We start from the raw sequence: 20,268 nt of genomic DNA, 5'->3' as shown, positions 1-20,268 counted from the left end.
AAAGGCCTCAACAACCTTTGCATATTAATTAACGCATACCATGAGTAATTACCACATTAAACATCTTGAGGAATACTATCAAGTCTATAGAAAATCGATCAGAAATCCCGAATCATTTTGGGAAGAGATTGCAGAGGAGCATTTTGTCTGGCGCAAGCGCTGGGACAATGTATTGAGCTGGGATTTTAAAAAGCCCGAAATAAAATGGTTTGAAGGTGCAAAACTCAACATCACAGAAAATTGTTTAGACAGGCATTTACCCACAAGAGGTGACAAAACCGCCATCATATTTGAACCTAACGATCCTAAAGAAGAAGCTCTTCATATCACCTACAGGCAATTGCACGAGAGAGTTTGCCGAATGGCAAATGTATTATTGGACCATGGCGTAAAAAAAGGAGATCGTGTCTGTATTTATCTTCCAATGATTCCTGAGCTATCTGTCGCATTATTGGCATGTGCACGTATTGGCGCCATACATTCCGTTGTATTTGCAGGGTTTTCTTCAAATGCCCTAGCAACACGGATCAATGATTCTGATTGTAAGGTTGTCATAACTGCGGATGGTTCTTTTCGAGGTAGTAAATCTATCGACCTAAAAGGAATTGTCGACAAAGCATTGGAAGGGTGCCCTGGTGTAGCCAATGTTTTAGTGACCAAACGCACAGGAACCAAAATAGACATGCTAGATGGCAGGGACAAATGGTTACAACCCTTATTGGACGAAGCTTATGCAGATTGTGTTGCAGAAATCATGGATGCCGAAGATTCATTATTTATACTGTACACCTCCGGATCAACCGGTACCCCCAAAGGAATGGTACATACCACTGCAGGTTATATGGTATATACCGCCTATACATTTAAAAACGTATTTCAATATAGAGAAAATGATGTCTACTGGTGTACTGCTGATATAGGTTGGATAACCGGGCACTCGTATATAGTGTACGGTCCACTTGCCAATGGAGCAACCACATTAATGTTTGAGGGAGTTCCTTCCTACCCAGATTACGGACGTTTTTGGGAGGTTGTAGAAAAACATAAAGTTAATCAGTTTTATACCGCGCCAACGGCCATTAGAGCTTTGGCAAAAGAAAATTTAGATTTCGTTGAAAAACATGACTTATCCAGCCTTAAAGTGTTAGGCTCAGTAGGTGAACCCATAAATGAGGAAGCATGGCATTGGTACAACAACAATGTTGGCAAAAAAAACAGCCCTATAGTGGATACTTGGTGGCAAACGGAGACAGGCGGAATAATGATTACACCAATACCTTACGTAACACCAACTACGCCTACATACGCGACTTTACCATTTATTGGCATTCAACCGGCACTAATGGATGAGAATGGTAAAGAAATAAAAGGCAATCAAGTTGATGGTAGGCTGTGCATTAAATTCCCATGGCCGTCTATTGCAAGAACGGTATGGGGCAATCATGACCGGTACAGGGACACCTATTTTTCTGCCTTTGAAAACATGTATTTTACAGGTGATGGTGCGTTGAGAGATGCCGTTGGGTATTACAGAATTACAGGTCGTGTAGATGATGTAATCATTGTCTCTGGTCACAATCTGGGTACCGCTCCTATTGAGGATTCTATTAACGAACATCCTGCTGTTGCGGAATCAGCTATTGTAGGTTTCCCACATGATGTTAAAGGAAATGCCCTTTATGGCTATGTAATTCTTAAGGAAACTGGTGAAAGTAGAGATCGTGAAAATTTAAGAAAAGAAATCAACCAGCAAATTACAGAACATGTAGGTCCTATTGCCAAATTGGATAAAATTCAATTTGTATCTGGTCTGCCAAAAACTCGAAGTGGTAAAATTATGCGAAGAATTTTACGCAAAATCGCCAGCAACGACACAAGTAATTTAGGAGATACCAGTACACTTTTAAACCCAGAAGTTGTTCAAGAAATTATGGAAAATGCACTATAATTTACAATTACGACACATACTTTATTTAAACCAAGTTCGTCAAGCTCATTGAAAAAATGGGTTTGGCGAATTTTATTTTACACGAGAGGTGGTCAAAACAATATCGGCATTTTCCCAACTTTGCTTTCTTAGCAGTTCAACCTCTTTCACCTTATCCTGATTGTTTAAGTTTTCGTAAGCCAGTTTTAAACCGTGTAGCGCCCATCCGTTTTTAGGTAGCCTCAGCAAATCTTCTTTATACGTACTTACTGCATCATTGTACAACCCAGCTTCTATTTGAATTGCTCCAAGGTGATGTCTTACTGAAAAAAACCAATCTGGCGGTTCATTATAATTTAATCCATCTTCTATTTCAATCGCTTCGCGTAACAATGATATACTTTCAGAATATTTAAATTCCTTTGCCAAAATCTCAGCTTTTAAAACATTTCTGGCAATTTGAACCAATACCGAAACGGTATTAATATCCCAAATGGTTATTTCTTTTAAACTTTCATCTTTCGCAAAAGTTTCCAAAGAGTATAATTCTTTTTTTGCTTTTTCCATTTCACCTAAACTTAAAAAAGCCATACCACGTGCATAATTAAGAATTGCGGCAGGGTATTTTAAAGAAGGTACCTCATTCTCCAATTCCAATATTTCTTCCCATTTACCAAACTTTACACTAATATAAAACGGTATCGTGTAAAAATGTTGCAGTGTTCCCCAGCCCGGCTCTTTCATTAAGGTAGTACTTGAATGTTTTGCTACATTGTACGAAGCATTTAACGCCAAACTACTATTTCCTTCCAACGCAGCGGTAGCAGCCAAAAAATGATAGTTATGGGGAAAATAGGCTATTGGGTATGCACCTTGGGCATTGCAAGCAGCCACATAATTGCTATCTACTACCACAGCCCGCAAATTTGCCAAAGTACCTTTATGATAATCACCCGTTCTTATATAAACATGAGAAGGCATGTGAATAAGGTGTCCAGCGCCAGGCACCAAACCTTCGTCAAAAATTTTGGCACTTTCCAAGGCTCCATCTGGGTGCAAAGATGCTTCAAGCATATGAATTTTAAAATGATGGGCACCCGGGTGTTTTGGATCTATTTCCAAAGCTTTATTTACAACTTGAACAATTTCATTTGTTCTTTCTCTTGGATTTCCATTTTCATCCCACAAATCAAAAGGAAACATATCCATGATAGATTCGGCATATAAGGCAGCTACATCTGCATCATATGAATACTTATTATAAACTTCCAATAACGCATTTGAATATTTTAGATCAAGTTCACTTCTATCCTCGACCGGGAATTGAACATATCTTTTGGATAAGGCATTAATTAAATCCTTTTCTTTTTGAGATGCATTCTTACTCGCTAATTCTTTTGCCTTTTGAACAGCATCATACGCTCTTTGGTAATTATCCGGCTCCATGCCCGCATTATAATTTGGACCCAAAACATAGGCAAAACCCCAGTATGCCATTGCGCAATCAGGGTCCAATTTAGTTGCATAATAAAAAGACCTTGCCGCTTCTGCATGGTTGAATCCATAAGCCAATACCATGCCTTGATTAATATATTTTTGAGCCAGCCTATCATTAGTAGTTACAGGAAACTCTATTACATCTAAACCATCGATCAATGGAGCTATATTATCAGATTGATACCAAGATAAATCTGTTGTAATAGGCGCACAAGCTATAAAAGGTCTGTTTGAAATATCGTGCGTATTTCCCCTATTCTTACATGCTACAAAAACAAGCCATAGTATTAGCACATAGAGAAAAGGATTTTTCATAGCTGTAAACATTATTATTTATTAAAACATAACATTCACAATATAAATCCACAGTTCTGAAAATCAACCAATTAACGTACAAATAGCCTTAAAAAGCGTATAGATAACAAAAACTCTAAAAATTTAAAACCTCAAGCAACAATTAGACGCTTTTACAAAGATTACTTAGAGAAGGCATGATTATTCGCGAACAAGGGCCTGGTTTTAAAAGACATAAACAACACTACCGAAATTAAGCCGCATACCCCTAAACCAGCAAACAGTGCCCAAACAGAATCCTCAATAAAACTTCCCACAAATATAGAAATAGGAATGGACAGAATTGTAGAAATGAATCCTGTTATGGCAGCACCTATTCCTGCAATGTGCCCAATTGGCTCCATAGCAATAGATCGCATATTACCCCAGATAAAACCTAAACATAAAAATTGTAACGAAAGAAATATCAATAGTATCGTTATACTCGGGTTTTGAGAATTTAAGAACAGCAAACTGTAAGACAAAGCAATTACCGTAAAGGCAACCAGTGCGGCAAAAGAGAGATTACGCATACCAAAACGCAAAACCAATGTACCGTTCATTAATGTTGAAAAACCAACGGACAATGCCAAACCTGCAAATACATATGGAAATGTATCTGTTAAACCATAAAGTTCTTCAAACACGTGTTGCGCAGAGCTTAAGTACACTAAGAAGGATCCTGTGATCAAACCCGAAATCATGGTACACGAAACAGTTTCTTTATATTTAAAAATCTCTTTGGTACCTCTAACAAAAACATGAAAAGAAAATGGCACTTTATATTGGGGTTTCAACGTTTCCTCCTGTCTTTTATAAAACCAGATACCTACAACAAGAGCAAAAAACAATTGCATATAAAAAATTCCTTCCCATCCGGTATACTCCATTACCGCTTTGCCTATTGCAGGAGCCACTACGGGTACCAAAATAAAAAATGCCGTAACAAATGACATGATTTTTGCCATGTAATCTCCTCTATAAGTATCACGAATTATGGATATACTGATTGTTCTTGGAGCAGATAACCCAATACCTTGCAAAATACGCCCCACCAACATAATTTCAAGATTTGGAGCCAACAAGCAAATAACACTAGCAATAAGAAACACCGTAAAACCTAAATAAACAATGGGCTTTCTACCTAAACTATCTGACAGTGGTCCGAAAAAAAGTTGACCTACCCCCAATCCCAAAAATATCATAGTTACCAATAGTTGATTCCGGGTTGGGTCTAAACTATTGATAGCTATACCTATGTCTGCCATAGCCGGTAAAATGGCATCAATTGTTAAGGCAACAATTGACATTAAAGAAGCCATTAAGGCTACAAATTCAAAATTTGGCTTTACTTGTTCATTCTGCATTGTGCAAAAATACGGCTTAACCATACAAGCAATGTTAATTAAAAGTTGATTTTTAAGTTTAGGTAATTTTGAAATTCAAATATGTACTTTTGCATTAAATTTCAATGTATGCTCGTTATAGGTATTGCTGGTGGAACCGGTTGTGGAAAAACCACGGTAGTAAATCAAATCATCAATGAATTGCCCAATGAAGAAGTTGGTGTAATCTCACAAGATTCTTATTACAACGATCTGTCTCATTTATCATTAGAAGATAGACGAAAAACCAATTTTGACCACCCAAGCTCCATTGACTTTGCCTTATTGGAACAACACCTAATCGCCTTAAAGAACGGAGAATCAATAGAGCAACCAGTCTACTCTTTTCTTGAATGTAACAGAACCGCAAAAACTGTACTTACCCACCCTACAAAAGTTATCATAGTAGAGGGTATCTTAATCATGACCAATTCTGCTATTCGTAAAATGTTCGATATCAAAATATTTGTTCATGCAGATACAGATGAGCGATTAATCAGAAGACTAAAACGAGATGTAAACGAACGTGGTTGGAATTTAGATGAAACCCTTGAAAAATATCAATCGGTCATTAAGCCAATGCACGAACAATTTATTGAGCCTACCAAAGAATACGCAGATATTATTATACCTAATAATAAATACAATACAGTAGCCGTTGAAATTGTAAAGAGTATCATCAACGAAAAAATAATGCAGTCATAATGGCATTCAAAGATTTAAAACAAAAAAAATGGTTTAAAATCATGACCAACATGTATGTGTTGGTCTTGACCGTTTTTGTTGTTTGGATGCTTTTTTTTGACACCAATTCATTGTTAATACACCTAGAGTTAAGAAAAGAAATTAAGAAGCTTGAGAAAACACAAGAATTTTTAAAAGAAGAAATTGCCAAGGATAAAAAGATTATAGAAAAATTATCTGACGAAGATGAGTTGGAACGGTTTGCCAGAGAAGAGTATTATCTTAAGAAAAAGAACGAAGAAATTTATCTTATTGAATATGAGGATAGTCTAAAACTTAAGGATAAAAAATAATTTTCATATCATTTTAATAAGTTTTTCACTTTCTAAATACTTTATATTACACCAAGTCTTAACCTTTTCAAAACTAAAAGTTTAACGCATTATTAATGAAAAGTGAGTGCTTATTCACTTAGTGTTAACAAAAAGCTTTCATTAGCCTCATAAATAATTGTATTTTTACCACCTAACTTACTTTGAACATGGGCAAGATTATTGCTATAGCCAATCAAAAAGGAGGTGTAGGCAAAACTACTACCTCAGTAAATTTAGCTGCCTCGCTAGGTGTATTGGAAAAAAAGGTATTATTGATAGACGCTGACCCCCAGGCGAACGCTACTTCTGGGCTTGGTATAGATGTCGATGGGGTTGAATTGGGTTCTTACCAACTTTTGGAACACACCAAAAGTGCTCGTGAGACGATCATACCGACCACATCACCCAATGTAGACCTTATTCCGGCACATATTGACCTTGTTGCCATTGAAATTGAACTGGTAGATAAGGATGAGCGCGAATACATGATGAAAAAGGCCATTACGGACCTTAAGAACGATTATGATTATATTTTAATTGATTGTGCTCCTTCTTTAGGATTGTTGACCTTAAATGCATTGACTGCTGCAGATTCAGTTATAATACCTATACAGTGCGAATACTTTGCACTTGAAGGTTTAGGCAAATTGTTGAATACGATTAAGAGCGTACAAAAACTACATAACTCTGAATTGGACATTGAAGGTATGTTGTTGACGATGTACGACTCAAGGTTGCGATTATCTAACCAAGTGGTAGATGAAGTAAGAAAGCATTTTGGAGATATGGTATTTGACACCGTAATTCAACGAAATGTTAGGTTAAGTGAAGCTCCTAGTTATGGTGAAAGTATTATCAAATACGATGCTGCCAGTAAAGGGGCAACAAATTATTTGAACATGGCTAATGAAATAGTCAAAAAAAATAAGCAGACGGTTTAAGTATGGCAAAAGCGACTAAAAAACAAGCTTTAGGTAGAGGACTTTCGGCTCTTTTAAAAGATCCGGAGAATGACATAAACACAGCATCTGACAAAAATGCAGATAAAGTTGTTGGAAATATAATTGAATTGGATTTAGACCATATAGAGGTAAATCCGTTTCAACCACGTTCAAATTTCAATGACGAACACATAAAAGAACTTGCTACTTCTATAAGAGAATTGGGAGTTATACAACCAATTACCGTTAGAAAACTAGGTTTTAATGAATTTCAGCTAGTATCAGGAGAAAGAAGGTTTCGTGCTTCTAAACTATTAGGTTTAGAAACTATACCTGCGTACATACGTATTGCCAATGACCAAGAGTCTTTGGAAATGGCTTTGGTTGAGAATATACAAAGGCAGGACTTAGACCCTATAGAAATAGCACTTTCATATCAGCGTTTAATAGATGAAATAAATCTTACACAAGAAAAGCTGAGCGAACGTGTTGGTAAAAAAAGATCTACTATTGCCAATTATTTACGCCTTTTAAAGCTAGACCCTATTATTCAAACAGGCATGCGCGATGGTTTTCTAAGTATGGGGCATGGTAGGGCTTTGGTCAATATTGAGAAAAAAGAAGATCAAATTTCAATTTACGAGAAAATCATATTTGACAACCTTTCTGTTAGAGATACCGAAAGCGCCGTAAAAGCATATCATTCTAAGGCAGAAGCCCCTACAGAGGTCAAAAAGCAGGCGAAGAACGATCCAGCTGTATTTGTTAGAAAAGGGATAAAAGAATTAACGGATGCCTTATCCGTAAAGGTAGATATTAAATCTACTGATAATGCCAAAGGAAAAATAACCATACCATTTAAGTCTCAAGAGGAATTTGACCGTATCAAAAAATTGATAACAGGTGCGTAACTATCTTTTATTATTTAGTACACTTTTGCTATTTATAAATTTCACCTTCTCACAAGAGGAGCAAGATTCTATACCTAAAACTGAAATAGATAGCGTACAGGCAGACCTTGCCAAAAAAGGGGTAGTCATTAAAGATTCTGTTGCCTTGAAAAAGGTAGAAAGAGAATTTAAACCATTAGCCCCAAGTAAAGCTGCATTTTACTCTGCCGTACTACCCGGTATGGGACAAATCTACAACAAGAGATACTGGAAAGTTCCAATCGTTTGGGGAGCCATTGGCGGCAGTATATACGCTTATACATGGAATAACAATCAGTACAAAAGTTTTAGAACTGCCTTTAAAAGAAGGCAGGCCGGGTTTACAGATGATGAATATTATGATATCAATGGAGATAACCCAGAAGGTGCAGACCCAGATTTGGACTTAGATGACCTTGAATACCAACAAGAACGTTTTCAAAATGACCGTGACCTTTGGTTGGTTGCAGCTATAGGGTTATACGCTCTTAATATTGTCGACGCCAATGTTGACGCACATTTAAAACAGTTTAATATTGACGATGACCTCAGTATAGACTTTGAGCCTTACTTAGATTTTAATCAAGTAACCAATAGTCCAAATTACGGCATGGCATTAATTATAAAATTTTAAGAATGAAAATTGCACTTTTCGGATACGGAAAAATGGGTCAGATGATAGAGCAAATTGCCTTGAATCGTGGTCATGAAATAGTAGCCAAAATTGATGAAAATACAGAAAACATTGACTTTAGCGTAATGGACGTTGCCATTGATTTTAGCATGCCTAGCGCTGCTTTCAATAACATCACTACTTGTATCAATAACAATGTACCGGTCATATCCGGAACAACGGGTTGGTTAAATCATTATGAAGATGCCGTTAGTTTGTGTAAGGATAAAAAAGGAGCGTTTATATATGCTTCTAATTTTAGCTTGGGTGTAAACATATTTTTTGAGCTGAATAATTATTTGGCTAAAATGATGCAGAATATACCAGAATATAAGGCTGAATTGGAGGAAATTCACCACACGCAAAAATTAGATGCACCCAGTGGCACAGCTATAACTTTGGCTGAAGGGGTTATTGCAAACTCCAGTTATAAAGAATGGAAACTAGATAGTGCGTCTGCCGAAACATTGAAAATTACATCAAAAAGAATTGGCAAGGTTCCAGGAACACATACCGTTTCCTATGATAGTGTTGTTGATAGCATTCAGATAAAACATACCGCGCATAACAGAGAAGGTTTTGCTTTGGGTGCGGTAACCGCAGCAGAATGGATTATTGGAAAAACAGGTGTTTTCTCAATGAGAGATGTGTTAAACCTTGGTTAAAAACGTAACAAAAATAAATCTTTAAGACTCATGGATTATTGATATCTAGCGCATTTTATCATAATTCAAACTATTTCAATAAAAAACAAAGAAGATGAACGGCACTCAATGGATTATATTTATTCTCATTGTACAAGTTATCCATTTTTTAGGAACTTGGAAATTATACGTTAAAGCCGGTAGAAAAGCTTGGGAAGCTGCAATACCTGTTTATAACGCCATTGTCTTAATGCAAATCATCAACAGACCAAAATGGTGGGTGATCTTGTTGTTCATACCAATTATAAATCTTTTAATGTTTCCTGTTATTTGGGTAGAAACCATTAGAAGTTTTGGCAGAAATAGCAAGTTAGAAACATGGATAGTGGTTCTAACGCTAGGTTTTTATATTTACTATGTAAATTATGCCTTAGAAGTAACTTACGTAGAAGACAGATCTTTACAACCTAAAACGGCTGCCGGAGAGTGGGTAAGTTCCATTTTATTCGCTGTTGTCGCGGCCACCTTGGTACACACCTATTTTATACAACCGTATGTAATACCTACAGGTTCATTAGAACGCACGCTTAGGGTGGGTGATTTTCTATTTGTTAGCAAGTTTCATTACGGAGCAAGAACACCAATGACGACGGTTGCTGCGCCAATGGTTCACGACACACTTCCTGTTTTAGGTGTGCCATCTTACTTAAAAAAGCCACAACTCCCTTATTTTAGACTACCAGGATTTACCAAAGTAGAAAGAAATGACATTGTAGTTTTTAGTTGGCCTGCCGATACAGTTAGGGTTTTCTTCAAAAAAGAAAAAGGTGTAGACAAACCTATTGACAAAAAATCCAACTACGTAAAACGCTGTGTGGGTATTCCAGGGGACTCATTAGAAGTCCGTGATGGTTACGTCTTTATAAACGGCAAGCAATTAGAACTACCTAAAAGTGCTAAACCTCAATTTGACTACACTATTTACAGCTCAAAAGGGGTTTCATCAAGAGCTTTGGACAACCTAGGCATTACGGATTTTACACGAAAATACCTATCAAACCCCTTAAACCAAGAACAAGTTAACGGAATTAGAAACTACATTATTGGGTTTAACCAAAGTGAAAACGGACAAATTGAATTATTTACCAAATCAAAAGGTATTCCAGCCAACCTAATTTCCAAATACAGGTTATCGTTAAAAGAAATTACCGATCGTGAGCGTACGGTTCCGCTAACCGCGGAAATGGTCAATTCACTAAGAAAAGATTCCAACATAGATTCTGTTGTACAACAAGTAACAGAAAAAGGTAGACGAGGGATCAATTTGTTTCCTCAAAGTCCTGACTATCCTTGGAACTATAGTCAATTAGGTCCTATTTACATTCCTCAGAAAGGTGCTACTGTAGCTTTAAATTTAAAAGTTCTTCCATTATACAAGAAAATAATCGAAGAATATGAGAACAACGAAATTTCTATATCCGGAAATCAAATTAGCATCAATGGAAAACCTGCGACCAGCTATACATTTCAACAAGATTATTTTTGGATGATGGGAGACAACAGGGATCATTCTGAAGACAGTAGAGCTTGGGGCTATGTGCCTGAAAATCATATTGTGGGTACCCCTATCTTTATTTGGATGAGTTTTGACAACTTTACCGAAGGCATTTCCAATTGGAGACCTAGATGGGATCGTATTTTTACCACAGTAAATGGCGACGGAGAACCACAATCTTATTTTAAGTATTTCTTGATACTATTAGTTGCCTATCTAGTTGGAAATTGGTTCTGGAAACGTAAAAAGAGCACTAAATAAGGCAGATGAAAGTAATTCATCCTTCATACTTTCCAAATATACTAACGTTTAGCTATGTTCTGCATGAACCTACATGTTGGGAAGTACATGATAATTATCAAAAACAGACATTTAGAAATAGAACCTACATTTCAAATGATCGCGGCAAGCATATTTTAAGCATACCGATTATTCATGTTGGTAAAGAACAAGGCAGGCAGAAGTATAAAGATGTTTTAATAGACAATTCCTATCCATGGCAAAGGCAACATTGGCGCACCCTGCAAACTGCTTACAGAACATCTCCGTTTTTTGAATTTTACGAAGACGAGATTAAGCCATTATATGACCAACCATATGATAAGTTGTTAGATTACAATTTAAAAACAATAGAAACAATATTCGAGTGTTTACAAATGGAAATGCCCAAAGAATCTACAAAAGAATTTGAAGTTTCCCTAAGTGAACATGAAGATTTTAGATTTTTGATAAATGCCAAATTAAAACACAAACTTACTATAGAACCTTACACTCAGGTTTTTGGTGATCGTCATGGTTTCATACCTAATTTAAGCATTTTAGACCTGCTTTTCAACATGGGACCAAATTCTATAGAATATCTTCAAAAAGTTTTTATCTATAAAGATAATGCTTAGGTTTATAGCTCATTATGGCATTCATTTTCTAGTACCGATTGTCATTGCCATCTACTTTTACCGTGAAAACAAATTTTGGTCTGCAGTAATTCTTTTATCGGGTATTATTATAGATGTTGACCACCTGTTGGCTACACCAATGTTTGATTCTAACCGCTGCAGTATTAACTTTCACCCATTACATACCTATTGGGCAATAGTCATTTACATTTTATTATTTACTTATAAGAAAACGAGAATCATTGGTGCGGCACTGCTTATACATATATTGGCAGATGTAGTTGATTGTTTTTTTATTACTAAGGGATTTTAACGGTAGCCATAATTGGCTCATGATCAGATATATTGATCTTGTAATTTTTATGTGACACAACTTCGAATGAAGGGTCTGTTAGAATCATATCTATCCTAAAAGGAAACTTCCAAAACTTGATGGTTTCCCCGTAACCATGACCCGCTTCCAAAAAGGAATCTTTTAAATTTCCTTTGATATTAAAATACACTTTTGAGAATTGCGTATTGTTGAAATCTCCGCCAACAATAACCGGATATGGGCTGCTTTCTATATGCTCTTTTACCAAATTAGATTGTCTTTCTTGCTTATCAAAAGAATCTCTTAAACGTACAAATAGCTTATCTGATCTTTCTTTTTTAATGTAGTTAGGTCTAATGCTCAACGATTCTAAATGTAGGTTATAAAAACGAATCGTATCCCCTTTAAATACAATATCAGCATACACTCCACCATTGAAGGTATTGGGAAAATCCAATTCTCCATTTCCAATGATTTTATATTTAGAAAAAATAGCTAAATTTTTACTGGACACTCCTTCTTTATCTTTGAATTTATTAGCCTTATAAGGGTAATCCTTTAACATATCATCCTTAATAAAAATTGGTTGAAATTCCTGAAAAAAGATTATATCAGGATTTTCGCCTTCTACAAATTCTATCACTTCCGGAGTAGTTAATGTTTCCCATTCATTATGATATTTACTACGAAAACCCAATGAATTATAACTTAACAAAGAAATGGTATCTTCTTCAAGTTTCTCATTACTACTACCATTAAAAGCGATAAAGGAACCCAAGGTGATATATCCATAAATCAATACGGACAGCGACAATAACATATTGATTTTTCTACCAATTAGCCAATACAAAAAAAACAACATATTGAACAACACCAACACCGGCACCGCCAAACTAATAAAGGCTAAACTAGCAATTGAGGTATAAGGTACTATACACGCTAAAAACAAAGTAAGAGTTGCAATCACGTTTAAAAACCACATGATTTTATTGAAAAAAGATAATTTCTTCATTTTAATTTTCTTTTCCCGCTTTAAACAAGAAATCTTTTTCAGCCTTAGATAAGCTTTCATAGCCAGATTTACTTATTTTATCTAGGATTGCATCTATTTTCTTTTGATGAGATTTCTTATCATAATCACTGACCGTGGATTTAGATTTTGATGTATTCTCTTTCTTATATACGGTCTTCATGTTGGACTTCTTTCCTGCACCTTTGAACATGTTTGCTATACTATCCATAAACTTAGAAAAACCAGAACCAATATCATTTCCTTTTGCCAATTGACTCGCATATAAATACCCTAAAAACGCACCACCTAAATGCGCTAAATGTCCTCCTGAGTTACTGATGGGCAACTGTATTAAATCACTAAGCACAACGACTGCGCCCACAATCCACAACTTCACATTAAAAAATATCACTCTAACCTCTTGATTGGGTAGATAGGTACATATAAAAATCAAGACAGCACTAGCTCCTGCAGACGCTCCAATTAGGTAGGCATTTGTATTAAAAAATGCCGGAAAAATATTGTAACCCAAAACAAAAAACAATCCCCCAAGAATAACTCCTAATACATAGACATTAAGAAATCGTTTTGCATCAAAGAGATTTAAGAAAATGCGTCCAACAAAATAAATTAAAAGCATATTCCAAAATAAATGACCAAAACCACCATGAAAAAAAGAATAGGTAATTATAGACCATGGTTGAAAAGCAATATCTACAATATCATTTGGCAGTTCAAACCACTTAACAATACTATTGCCGGATAAGCCTAAGAGAAAAGGTACCAACGCATTTATTAGAAATACAATGACATTAATAACAATTAATTTTTCGGCAATGTTTAGCCTACTATATTGATATTTTAAATCTGGTTGAGCCATACTTTAGTTCCACCTATTATTATTAAACTGATTTTTCTTCCAATACCACATCATCAAAAATCCAAAGAGTGCCCCACCAACATGTGCAAAGTGGGCAATTCCTTGACCAAACAAACTATACCCGGTAACGCCAGAAAACAAATCTAATGCTATTAAAACGGGAATAAAAAACTTAGCCTTAATAGGTACCGGTAAGAAAATTAAAAACAATTCACTATTTGGAAAAGACATACCAAAAGCTACCAAAATACCATAAATAGCCCCAGAAGCACCCACTACAGGTGTATTGAACGCCCCTAAGAAATTATCTATGGTTGAACGATCCGCTATATTGTACCATTCTGTACTATACTGACCGCTATTAATGATTTCAAGAATACTACTTTCAGCTAAGCCTGCCTCCATTAAAGCACTCATACCCGCATTATAATAATAGTAGTTCACCCCTATATGTATTAAAGCGGCACCTAAACCAGCTGATATATAAAAGAACAGGAATTTATTTCTGCCCCACATTTGCTCCAAAGGCGAACCAAAAGCCCATAGCGCATACATATTGAAAAGAATATGCATAAAACCCCCATGCATAAACATATGGGTAATTATTTGCCATAGTTGAAAATGCTCGTTCTTAGGAAAATAAAGAGAAAACAACTCATACATTTGTTCCCCATACAACTGTGTGGCAATGAAGAATAGCACGTTAATAATCAATAAATGCTTTATAGTTTCTGTTATTCTTCCCATCTATATAAATTTTCGTTCAATATCATTCTCGGTAATGGTCACGTATACTTTTTTGTTAAAAGGGCTTAATGTAGTCTCTTTACAAGCAAATAAATCGTTGACCAACTTTACTTGAGAAAACTCGTCTAATGATTCCCCTGTTTTTACAGACAGGGTTTTTGCCAATGTTTTTGCCAACATATCACTTTGGGAAAAACTATCTCCAGGCACCTCTTGTTGAAAATCTGACATCAACTGCTCCATAATCATTTGTACTTCGCTCTCAGCGACCAAAACAGGAACTCCTTTTATCTCAACACCCTCATCGTCCAAATCACCAAATACAAAACCAACAGTGCAAAGGTTATCTTTAATTTCCTTTAAAATGTTCATTTCACCTGGTGAAAATGATAAAGTCAACGGAAAAAGTAACTGCTGACTTACGGCTTCTTTAATAGTTATGTTCTTTAAAAAGTTTTCATAAAGCACCCGTTGATGTGCCCTGCTCTGATTTATAACTACCATTCCAGATTTTATAGTGGTAATTATAAATTTTTTACGCAATTGAAACGTAGTAGTAGTCGGCTCAATAGATTCTTTTTCATCATCAAAGATACTGCTATTCACTACCTCAGATTCAAATTCCAAATGACTAACATTACTTTCTACCTTGGTTTCTAGTCCCGCATATAAATTTTCCCAACCTTCTACTTTTGGTTTTTTATAATTACCTGTACTGTTATTTCCTTTTGATGTTTTAACAGTTGTTTCAAATGGATTAAAAGAAGCATCTACAACTACCTGCGGAATACCAACCTGCTTATTTTTATAAGAGTACGGAGTATCTAAGTTCTGGTCTTGTTCAAAATCAAGCGCTGGCACAACGTTAAATTGCCCCAAACTATGCTTAACGGTAGATTTCAACATAGCGTACAACGTATGCTCATCATCAAATTTAACTTCTGTTTTTGTAGGGTGTATATTAATATCGATTGTACCTGGATTCACCTCTAAATTCAAAAAATAACCAGGATGCGTTCCTGGTCTTATCACTCCTTCAAAAGCACCTAAAATTGCATGATGTAAATACGGACTTTTTATAAATCTGTTGTTAGCAAAGAAAAACTGCTCTCCTCTACTCTTTTTAGCAAATTCTGGTTTTAGAATATATCCTGATATTTTTACTACCTGAGTTTCCTCTTCAACTGGAACCAGTTTCTCGTCGGTCTTTCTTCCAAAAATATGAACTATACGCTTTCTGAATTCATTGGCCGGCAATTGAAAAACATCACTCCCGTTATTATAAAAACTAAATGCTACCTGAGGGTGTGCCAATGAAATTCTATGAAATTCATCGGTAATATGTCTATACTCGACTTGGTCAGATTTTAAAAAATTTCTTCTAGCCGGAATATTGAAAAATAAATTCTTTACCAACATAGAAGTCCCTTTTGGAGCAACTACTACTTCTTGTGAAACAATTTTACTGCCTTCAATCTTAATTTTTGTACCAATATCATCATCTTCGGTTTTGGTCAACATCTCTACATGGGCAATAGCAGCAATAGATGCAAGTGCCTCTCCCCTAAAGCCTTTGGTATGCAAATTAAATAAATCTTCAGCTTTTTGAATTTTTGACGTTGCATGGCGTTCAAAACTCAAACGGGCATCTGTACCACTCATACCCTTACCATTATCAACTACTTGAATAAGTGTTTTGCCACCATCTTTTATAATTAATTGAATATCGGTTGCACCGGCATCGATGGCATTTTCCATCAGCTCCTTAACTACTGATGATGGGCGTTGTACCACTTCACCAGCAGCAATTTGGTTTGCTACATGGTCTGGTAAAAGTCTAATAATATCGGCCATTATGAAGAAAAGAAAATTGAGAGGTCAAAATCAATTATATAAAGAAAAATCAAAACCAAAACAGCTATAATGATGACCATTCTCATCTTAAGGTTGCGATCACCTTTTCTTTTAGCGTCTTCTATGGCACTGTTGATTTTTCTTTTTAAACCTCGAGATGTATTCAGTGTACTGCGAAATTGGTCAAATTTAGGCTCAATTTTGTAAGGATTCCCTTTTCCTTTATCATCATAAAATCTGGGGTTATACTCAAACCGCCTATTCTTTCGCAACTTTGTTATTTTACTCAACATCCCCATAACCTCAAAGTTACTTAAAATAGAAAAACAGGGCATAATAGGAATGCCAAAATTTGTTAACAGTTGAAGCTGTCAACCGTTACCTCTAAAATAGTTTGAAACAGATTAAAAATAAAAGACCGGAAACCTTAGTTGCCTAGAACAGCCATTTTAATTGCGGCAATAGCTGCCTCCGTGCCCTTATTACCATGTTTACCTCCACTACGATCAATAGCTTGTTGCATGTTATTATCGGTCAACACACAAAAAATAACAGGCACATCTGTAATCACGTTCAGGTCTTTAATGCCTTGCGCAGTGGCATCGCAAACAAAATCAAAATGCTTGGTCTCACCTTGTATTACACTACCAATGGCAATCACAGCATCTACTTTATGGGATTGTATCATTTTTTTTGAACCAAAAGTAAGTTCAAAACTTCCAGGAACATCCCATCGAATAACATCAGAACGTTGGGCACCACAATCTAACAATGCATCAACAGCACCATTATACAGACCTTCGGTAATCTCTGAATTCCATTCTGAAACAACAATCCCAAACCGAAGTCCGTTCGCGTTTGGGATTGTTGCCTTATCGTAAGCCGATAAATTTTTATTTTCTGTTGCCATTATTCAGCACTTTTAGCCATACCAATAAACGCATCTATTGAACTAGCATTTTCTGATTTTGGAAAATCGTTCTTTATTCTTTCAAAAAACTCCAAAGCCTTATCCTTCTCTCCCATTTCCAATGCAGTAACACCTGCTTTATAAAGAAATTTAGGGGCTGTATATTCATTACCGCTATGTTTTACAGCAGCTTCATAATACCCTAAAGCATCGGAAGGTTGGTCTAATTGCATAAAAGCATCTCCTAGACCTCCTTTGGCCAACGATCCTAAAATAGCATCGTCAGAACTAAAATCCTCTAAATAAGTGATAGCCTCTTGATATTTGTTCATATTCAAGTAAGACATACCTGCTCCGTAATTTGCCAAGTTTGCAGCTTTAGTTCCACTATACTCCTCAATGATATCCAAGAAACCGTATTTACCCTCAGCTCCTTCTAAAGCCAAAGTAAACAATGAATCTTTTTGACTGGTCGCTACTAAAGCTTGGTCAAAATATTGCTGCGGATAATACATTTCATTTGCCGCATTTGATTCCTTTGGCTTTTCAACAAACTGATTGTACGCCAAATATGCCAAAACACTGATAGCTATTACCCCAATGGCACCTAAAATATAGTTCTGATTCTTAGAAACCCACTCTTCTGACCTTGAAGCTCCTTCATCTAAAGAACTAAAAACCTCAGCTGTTGTGCTTTCCTGTTCATCAAATTCTTGCTGTTCAGCCTTTGTTTCAGGTTTATATCCTCTTTTCTTATATGTTGCCATCTGTAAATTTATTGATCGCGCAAAAATAATGGTTTTATTGAAATCGCAAAGTGTATTTATTCGTTATTTTTGGATATTTTAAGCTAGTTTTCATCCTACCAAATCTAAAATCGGAAATTTTTAATGCTGCTGAGACAATTATCACTGATCAATTATAAAAATTTTGAATCTAAAGAACTTGCTTTTGATGTAAAAATAAATTGTTTTGTAGGCGCTAATGGTATAGGTAAAACAAACATCTTAGACGCTATTTATCATTTGTCTTTTGGAAAAAGTTATTTCAACCCAGTCTCTTCTCAAAACATAAGACATGGGTCAGATTTTTTTGTGATTGACGGTACGTTTGAAAAAGAAGGTAGAGAAGAGAAAATTGTTTGCAGCCTTAAAAAAAACAACAAGAAAATAATTAAGCGTAACGGTAAGGCTTATGAACGTTTTGCTGACCATATTGGACTGTTGCCGCTAGTTATCATATCTCCTGCAGACAGGGATTTGATCATTGAAGGAAGCGAAACACGAAGAAAATTCATTGACGGAGTCATTTCCCAATCAGATAAATCGTATTTACAAAACCTCATTAAGTATAATAAGGTTGTTTCTCAAAGAAATGCACTTTTAAAATATTTTGCGGCCAATAGAACTTTCAATAACGATACGTTGGCAGTTTATAATGAGCAAATGCATACTTATGGTTCTGAAATCTATAAAAAAAGAACTTCTTTCCTAGAAGCATTTATTCCTATTTTTCAAGAACAATACAAATCTATTACCGGCAATTCTGAAGATGTTTCCCTCTCTTATGAAAGCAAATTAAAAGATTATGATTTGCTTACGCTGTTAAACAAAAACCTAGACAAAGACCGCGCCCTACAATATACAAGTGTTGGCATCCACAAAGACGACCTCAGCTTTGAGATCAGCCAATACCCAATCAAAAAATTCGGAAGTCAAGGCCAACAAAAATCATATTTGATTGCCCTTAAGTTTGCTCAATTTCATTTTATGAAATCTCAAAGTGGCACAACACCTATTTTAATTCTTGATGATATTTTTGACAAGCTAGATGAACATAGGGTCTCCCATATCATTACATTGGTGAACAATGAGAATTTTGGGCAAATATTCATCAGTGACACCCACGCCGACCGTACCGAGAGCATTGTTAAAAAAATTCATCAATCCTATAAAATATTTAAATTGTAATGATAAAAAAGCTTACTCTTATTCTCTCTCTATTTCTAATTTCTTGCAGTGCTAAAGTTGACAAAGACAAATTACACTTGCTAAATGGGTATTGGGAAATAAAAGAAGTTACCTTCGTAGATGGAGCAAAAAAAGAATACTCAATTAATAGTACGGTCGACTATATAAAGTTAGATTCGTTATCAGGATTTAGGAAGAAAGTAGATCCAAAATTTAATGGCACCTTTGAAACCTCAAACGACGCCGAAGCTTTTTTTATTAGAATTTCTAATGACTCTATTTTTATGAAATACACTAACAACTCCAACATATGGGAAGAAGTGTTGACCTCATTAGATGAGAAAAGTTTTTCGGTAAAAAATAGCGAAGGTGTCACCTATAGATATAATAGATTTGAACCTATAAACATAACCCCATAATGGCAAGCAGAGGAAACGAAAATACTTCAATGAAAGAGGCACTTTCTGCATTTATTCAAAAAAATAAATTAGAAAAAGGAATAGACAAAGTCGATGCAAGAGCTGCATGGGCTAAATTAATGGGTAACGGTGTAGACAACTATACTACAGAGATTGAGCTGAAATTTGGCACCTTGTATGTTTCTCTAAGTTCTTCCGTATTGCGCGAAGAGCTAAGCCTAGGCAAATCTAAAATAGTACGAATGATCAATGAAGAAATTGGAAAAGAGGTAGTGAAGAAATTGATACTTAGATAAACATCTATAATTGAATGAGACAAAAAAAA

The 20,268-nt window shown here is 35.6% G+C and carries 22 protein-coding genes; 13 read left to right on the top strand and 9 right to left on the bottom strand.

Annotated features, from left to right (window positions below; translation table 11 throughout):
- The first annotated feature begins 40 nt into the window (after positions 1-40).
- Complete coding sequence (gene acs / locus VBZ51_RS13390) at positions 41-1,948, top strand: acetate--CoA ligase (RefSeq protein WP_416577246.1); 1,908 nt, start codon at positions 41-43, stop codon at positions 1,946-1,948.
- A gap of 72 nt (positions 1,949-2,020) precedes the next feature.
- Here acs and VBZ51_RS13385 read toward each other — a convergent pair whose 3' ends face one another.
- Positions 2,021-3,739: a hypothetical protein gene (locus VBZ51_RS13385; RefSeq protein WP_416577245.1), complete on the bottom strand. Its 1,719-nt coding sequence runs from the start codon at positions 3,737-3,739 to the stop codon at positions 2,021-2,023.
- Between the two features lie 161 nt (positions 3,740-3,900).
- Positions 3,901-5,124 (bottom strand): multidrug effflux MFS transporter, encoded by a 1,224-nt coding sequence (locus VBZ51_RS13380; protein WP_215997398.1) that lies wholly within the window; start codon positions 5,122-5,124, stop codon positions 3,901-3,903.
- Positions 5,125-5,232: 108 nt separating this feature from the next.
- Here VBZ51_RS13380 and udk point away from each other — a divergent pair, with 108 nt between their 5' ends.
- The 9 genes from udk to VBZ51_RS13335 all read left to right on the top strand — a co-directional run bounded on the left by udk (position 5,233) and on the right by VBZ51_RS13335 (position 12,151).
- Positions 5,233-5,847: a uridine kinase gene (gene udk, locus VBZ51_RS13375; RefSeq protein ID WP_058103316.1), complete on the top strand. Its 615-nt coding sequence runs from the start codon at positions 5,233-5,235 to the stop codon at positions 5,845-5,847.
- Positions 5,847-6,179 (top strand): FtsB family cell division protein, encoded by a 333-nt coding sequence (locus VBZ51_RS13370; protein ID WP_058103317.1) that lies wholly within the window; start codon positions 5,847-5,849, stop codon positions 6,177-6,179. The genes udk and VBZ51_RS13370 overlap by 1 nt, the downstream gene beginning before the upstream one ends.
- A gap of 188 nt (positions 6,180-6,367) precedes the next feature.
- Positions 6,368-7,141, top strand: a complete 774-nt coding sequence (locus VBZ51_RS13365; RefSeq protein WP_058103318.1) for a ParA family protein — start codon at positions 6,368-6,370, stop codon at positions 7,139-7,141.
- 2 nt (positions 7,142-7,143) lie between these two features.
- A complete protein-coding gene (locus VBZ51_RS13360; RefSeq protein WP_058103319.1) occupies positions 7,144-8,052 on the top strand; it encodes a ParB/RepB/Spo0J family partition protein in 909 nt (302 codons plus the stop codon).
- Positions 8,045-8,704: a DUF5683 domain-containing protein gene (locus VBZ51_RS13355; protein WP_244745430.1), complete on the top strand. Its 660-nt coding sequence runs from the start codon at positions 8,045-8,047 to the stop codon at positions 8,702-8,704. The genes VBZ51_RS13360 and VBZ51_RS13355 overlap by 8 nt, the downstream gene beginning before the upstream one ends.
- A 2-nt stretch (positions 8,705-8,706) precedes the next feature.
- Entirely contained in the window at positions 8,707-9,408 is a 702-nt protein-coding gene (gene dapB / locus VBZ51_RS13350) for a 4-hydroxy-tetrahydrodipicolinate reductase (protein WP_416577244.1), read from the top strand.
- A gap of 94 nt (positions 9,409-9,502) precedes the next feature.
- Positions 9,503-11,203 (top strand): signal peptidase I, encoded by a 1,701-nt coding sequence (gene lepB / locus VBZ51_RS13345; RefSeq protein WP_416577243.1) that lies wholly within the window; start codon positions 9,503-9,505, stop codon positions 11,201-11,203.
- 5 nt (positions 11,204-11,208) lie between these two features.
- The gene (locus tag VBZ51_RS13340) at positions 11,209-11,838 is read left to right on the top strand and encodes a WbqC family protein (protein WP_416577242.1); all 630 of its coding nucleotides are present in this window, start codon (positions 11,209-11,211) and stop codon (positions 11,836-11,838) included.
- On the top strand, positions 11,831-12,151 hold the full coding sequence (locus tag VBZ51_RS13335) for a DUF6122 family protein (protein WP_416577241.1): 321 nt from the start codon (positions 11,831-11,833) through the stop codon (positions 12,149-12,151). The genes VBZ51_RS13340 and VBZ51_RS13335 overlap by 8 nt, the downstream gene beginning before the upstream one ends.
- Here VBZ51_RS13335 and VBZ51_RS13330 read toward each other — a convergent pair.
- The 7 genes from VBZ51_RS13330 to VBZ51_RS13300 all read right to left on the bottom strand — a co-directional run bounded on the left by VBZ51_RS13330 (position 12,138) and on the right by VBZ51_RS13300 (position 18,321).
- Positions 12,138-13,163 carry an endonuclease/exonuclease/phosphatase family protein gene (locus VBZ51_RS13330; RefSeq protein ID WP_416577240.1) on the bottom strand — a complete coding sequence of 342 codons (1,026 nt, stop codon included), beginning with the start codon at positions 13,161-13,163 and terminating at the stop codon, positions 12,138-12,140. The genes VBZ51_RS13335 and VBZ51_RS13330 overlap by 14 nt on opposite strands.
- Position 13,164: 1 nt before the next feature.
- Positions 13,165-14,043 carry a rhomboid family intramembrane serine protease gene (locus VBZ51_RS13325; RefSeq protein WP_416577239.1) on the bottom strand — a complete coding sequence of 293 codons (879 nt, stop codon included), beginning with the start codon at positions 14,041-14,043 and terminating at the stop codon, positions 13,165-13,167.
- Positions 14,044-14,046: 3 nt separating this feature from the next.
- The gene (locus tag VBZ51_RS13320) at positions 14,047-14,790 is read right to left on the bottom strand and encodes a rhomboid family intramembrane serine protease (protein ID WP_058103327.1); all 744 of its coding nucleotides are present in this window, start codon (positions 14,788-14,790) and stop codon (positions 14,047-14,049) included.
- Entirely contained in the window at positions 14,791-16,644 is a 1,854-nt protein-coding gene (mutL, locus tag VBZ51_RS13315) for a DNA mismatch repair endonuclease MutL (RefSeq protein ID WP_416577238.1), read from the bottom strand.
- The gene (locus VBZ51_RS13310; protein ID WP_317038720.1) at positions 16,644-16,916 is read right to left on the bottom strand and encodes a riboflavin synthase subunit beta; all 273 of its coding nucleotides are present in this window, start codon (positions 16,914-16,916) and stop codon (positions 16,644-16,646) included. The genes mutL and VBZ51_RS13310 overlap by 1 nt, the downstream gene beginning before the upstream one ends.
- Before the next feature lie 155 nt (positions 16,917-17,071).
- Positions 17,072-17,554, bottom strand: coding sequence for a 6,7-dimethyl-8-ribityllumazine synthase (gene ribH, locus VBZ51_RS13305; protein WP_058103330.1), 483 nt, complete (start codon positions 17,552-17,554; stop codon positions 17,072-17,074).
- Complete coding sequence (locus tag VBZ51_RS13300; RefSeq protein ID WP_099191560.1) at positions 17,554-18,321, bottom strand: tetratricopeptide repeat protein; 768 nt, start codon at positions 18,319-18,321, stop codon at positions 17,554-17,556. The genes ribH and VBZ51_RS13300 overlap by 1 nt, the downstream gene beginning before the upstream one ends.
- 123 nt (positions 18,322-18,444) lie before the next feature.
- Between VBZ51_RS13300 and recF the strand changes: the two genes are divergently transcribed.
- From recF to VBZ51_RS13285, 3 genes are read left to right on the top strand one after another with little or no spacing between them, the layout of a single operon-like run.
- Positions 18,445-19,524: a DNA replication/repair protein RecF gene (gene recF, locus VBZ51_RS13295; protein ID WP_416577237.1), complete on the top strand. Its 1,080-nt coding sequence runs from the start codon at positions 18,445-18,447 to the stop codon at positions 19,522-19,524.
- Positions 19,524-19,943, top strand: a complete 420-nt coding sequence (locus VBZ51_RS13290; protein ID WP_091605482.1) for a lipocalin family protein — start codon at positions 19,524-19,526, stop codon at positions 19,941-19,943. Before recF ends, VBZ51_RS13290 begins: the two co-directional genes overlap by 1 nt.
- Entirely contained in the window at positions 19,943-20,239 is a 297-nt protein-coding gene (locus tag VBZ51_RS13285) for a DUF721 domain-containing protein (protein WP_058103334.1), read from the top strand. The genes VBZ51_RS13290 and VBZ51_RS13285 overlap by 1 nt, the downstream gene beginning before the upstream one ends.
- Positions 20,240-20,268: the final 29 nt, after the last annotated feature.

The sequence above is a fragment of the Maribacter sp. HS genome, assembly GCF_048059195.1.
GTDB lineage: Bacteria > Bacteroidota > Bacteroidia > Flavobacteriales > Flavobacteriaceae > Maribacter > Maribacter dokdonensis.
Note: the sequence above shows the minus strand (reverse complement) of the source record. Positions and strands in the feature narration are given on the sequence as shown.

What these genes read in the sequence shown, in the direction of transcription:
- udk (WP_058103316.1), top strand. Translation starts at nt 5,233, where the DNA reads ATGCTCGTTATAGGTATTGCTGGTGGAACCGGTTGTGGAAAAACCACG.
- VBZ51_RS13290 (WP_091605482.1), top strand. Translation starts at nt 19,524, where the DNA reads ATGATAAAAAAGCTTACTCTTATTCTCTCTCTATTTCTAATTTCTTGC.
- mutL (WP_416577238.1), bottom strand. Translation starts at nt 16,644, where the DNA reads ATGGCCGATATTATTAGACTTTTACCAGACCATGTAGCAAACCAAATT.
- recF (WP_416577237.1), top strand. Translation starts at nt 18,445, where the DNA reads ATGCTGCTGAGACAATTATCACTGATCAATTATAAAAATTTTGAATCT.
- VBZ51_RS13340 (WP_416577242.1), top strand. Translation starts at nt 11,209, where the DNA reads ATGAAAGTAATTCATCCTTCATACTTTCCAAATATACTAACGTTTAGC.
- acs (WP_416577246.1), top strand. Translation starts at nt 41, where the DNA reads ATGAGTAATTACCACATTAAACATCTTGAGGAATACTATCAAGTCTAT.
- VBZ51_RS13365 (WP_058103318.1), top strand. Translation starts at nt 6,368, where the DNA reads ATGGGCAAGATTATTGCTATAGCCAATCAAAAAGGAGGTGTAGGCAAA.
- VBZ51_RS13335 (WP_416577241.1), top strand. Translation starts at nt 11,831, where the DNA reads ATGCTTAGGTTTATAGCTCATTATGGCATTCATTTTCTAGTACCGATT.
- VBZ51_RS13380 (WP_215997398.1), bottom strand. Translation starts at nt 5,124, where the DNA reads ATGCAGAATGAACAAGTAAAGCCAAATTTTGAATTTGTAGCCTTAATG.
- VBZ51_RS13325 (WP_416577239.1), bottom strand. Translation starts at nt 14,043, where the DNA reads ATGGCTCAACCAGATTTAAAATATCAATATAGTAGGCTAAACATTGCC.
- VBZ51_RS13370 (WP_058103317.1), top strand. Translation starts at nt 5,847, where the DNA reads ATGGCATTCAAAGATTTAAAACAAAAAAAATGGTTTAAAATCATGACC.
- VBZ51_RS13330 (WP_416577240.1), bottom strand. Translation starts at nt 13,163, where the DNA reads ATGAAGAAATTATCTTTTTTCAATAAAATCATGTGGTTTTTAAACGTG.
- VBZ51_RS13385 (WP_416577245.1), bottom strand. Translation starts at nt 3,739, where the DNA reads ATGAAAAATCCTTTTCTCTATGTGCTAATACTATGGCTTGTTTTTGTA.
- VBZ51_RS13300 (WP_099191560.1), bottom strand. Translation starts at nt 18,321, where the DNA reads ATGGCAACATATAAGAAAAGAGGATATAAACCTGAAACAAAGGCTGAA.
- VBZ51_RS13320 (WP_058103327.1), bottom strand. Translation starts at nt 14,790, where the DNA reads ATGGGAAGAATAACAGAAACTATAAAGCATTTATTGATTATTAACGTG.
- VBZ51_RS13360 (WP_058103319.1), top strand. Translation starts at nt 7,144, where the DNA reads ATGGCAAAAGCGACTAAAAAACAAGCTTTAGGTAGAGGACTTTCGGCT.
- ribH (WP_058103330.1), bottom strand. Translation starts at nt 17,554, where the DNA reads ATGGCAACAGAAAATAAAAATTTATCGGCTTACGATAAGGCAACAATC.
- lepB (WP_416577243.1), top strand. Translation starts at nt 9,503, where the DNA reads ATGAACGGCACTCAATGGATTATATTTATTCTCATTGTACAAGTTATC.
- VBZ51_RS13285 (WP_058103334.1), top strand. Translation starts at nt 19,943, where the DNA reads ATGGCAAGCAGAGGAAACGAAAATACTTCAATGAAAGAGGCACTTTCT.
- dapB (WP_416577244.1), top strand. Translation starts at nt 8,707, where the DNA reads ATGAAAATTGCACTTTTCGGATACGGAAAAATGGGTCAGATGATAGAG.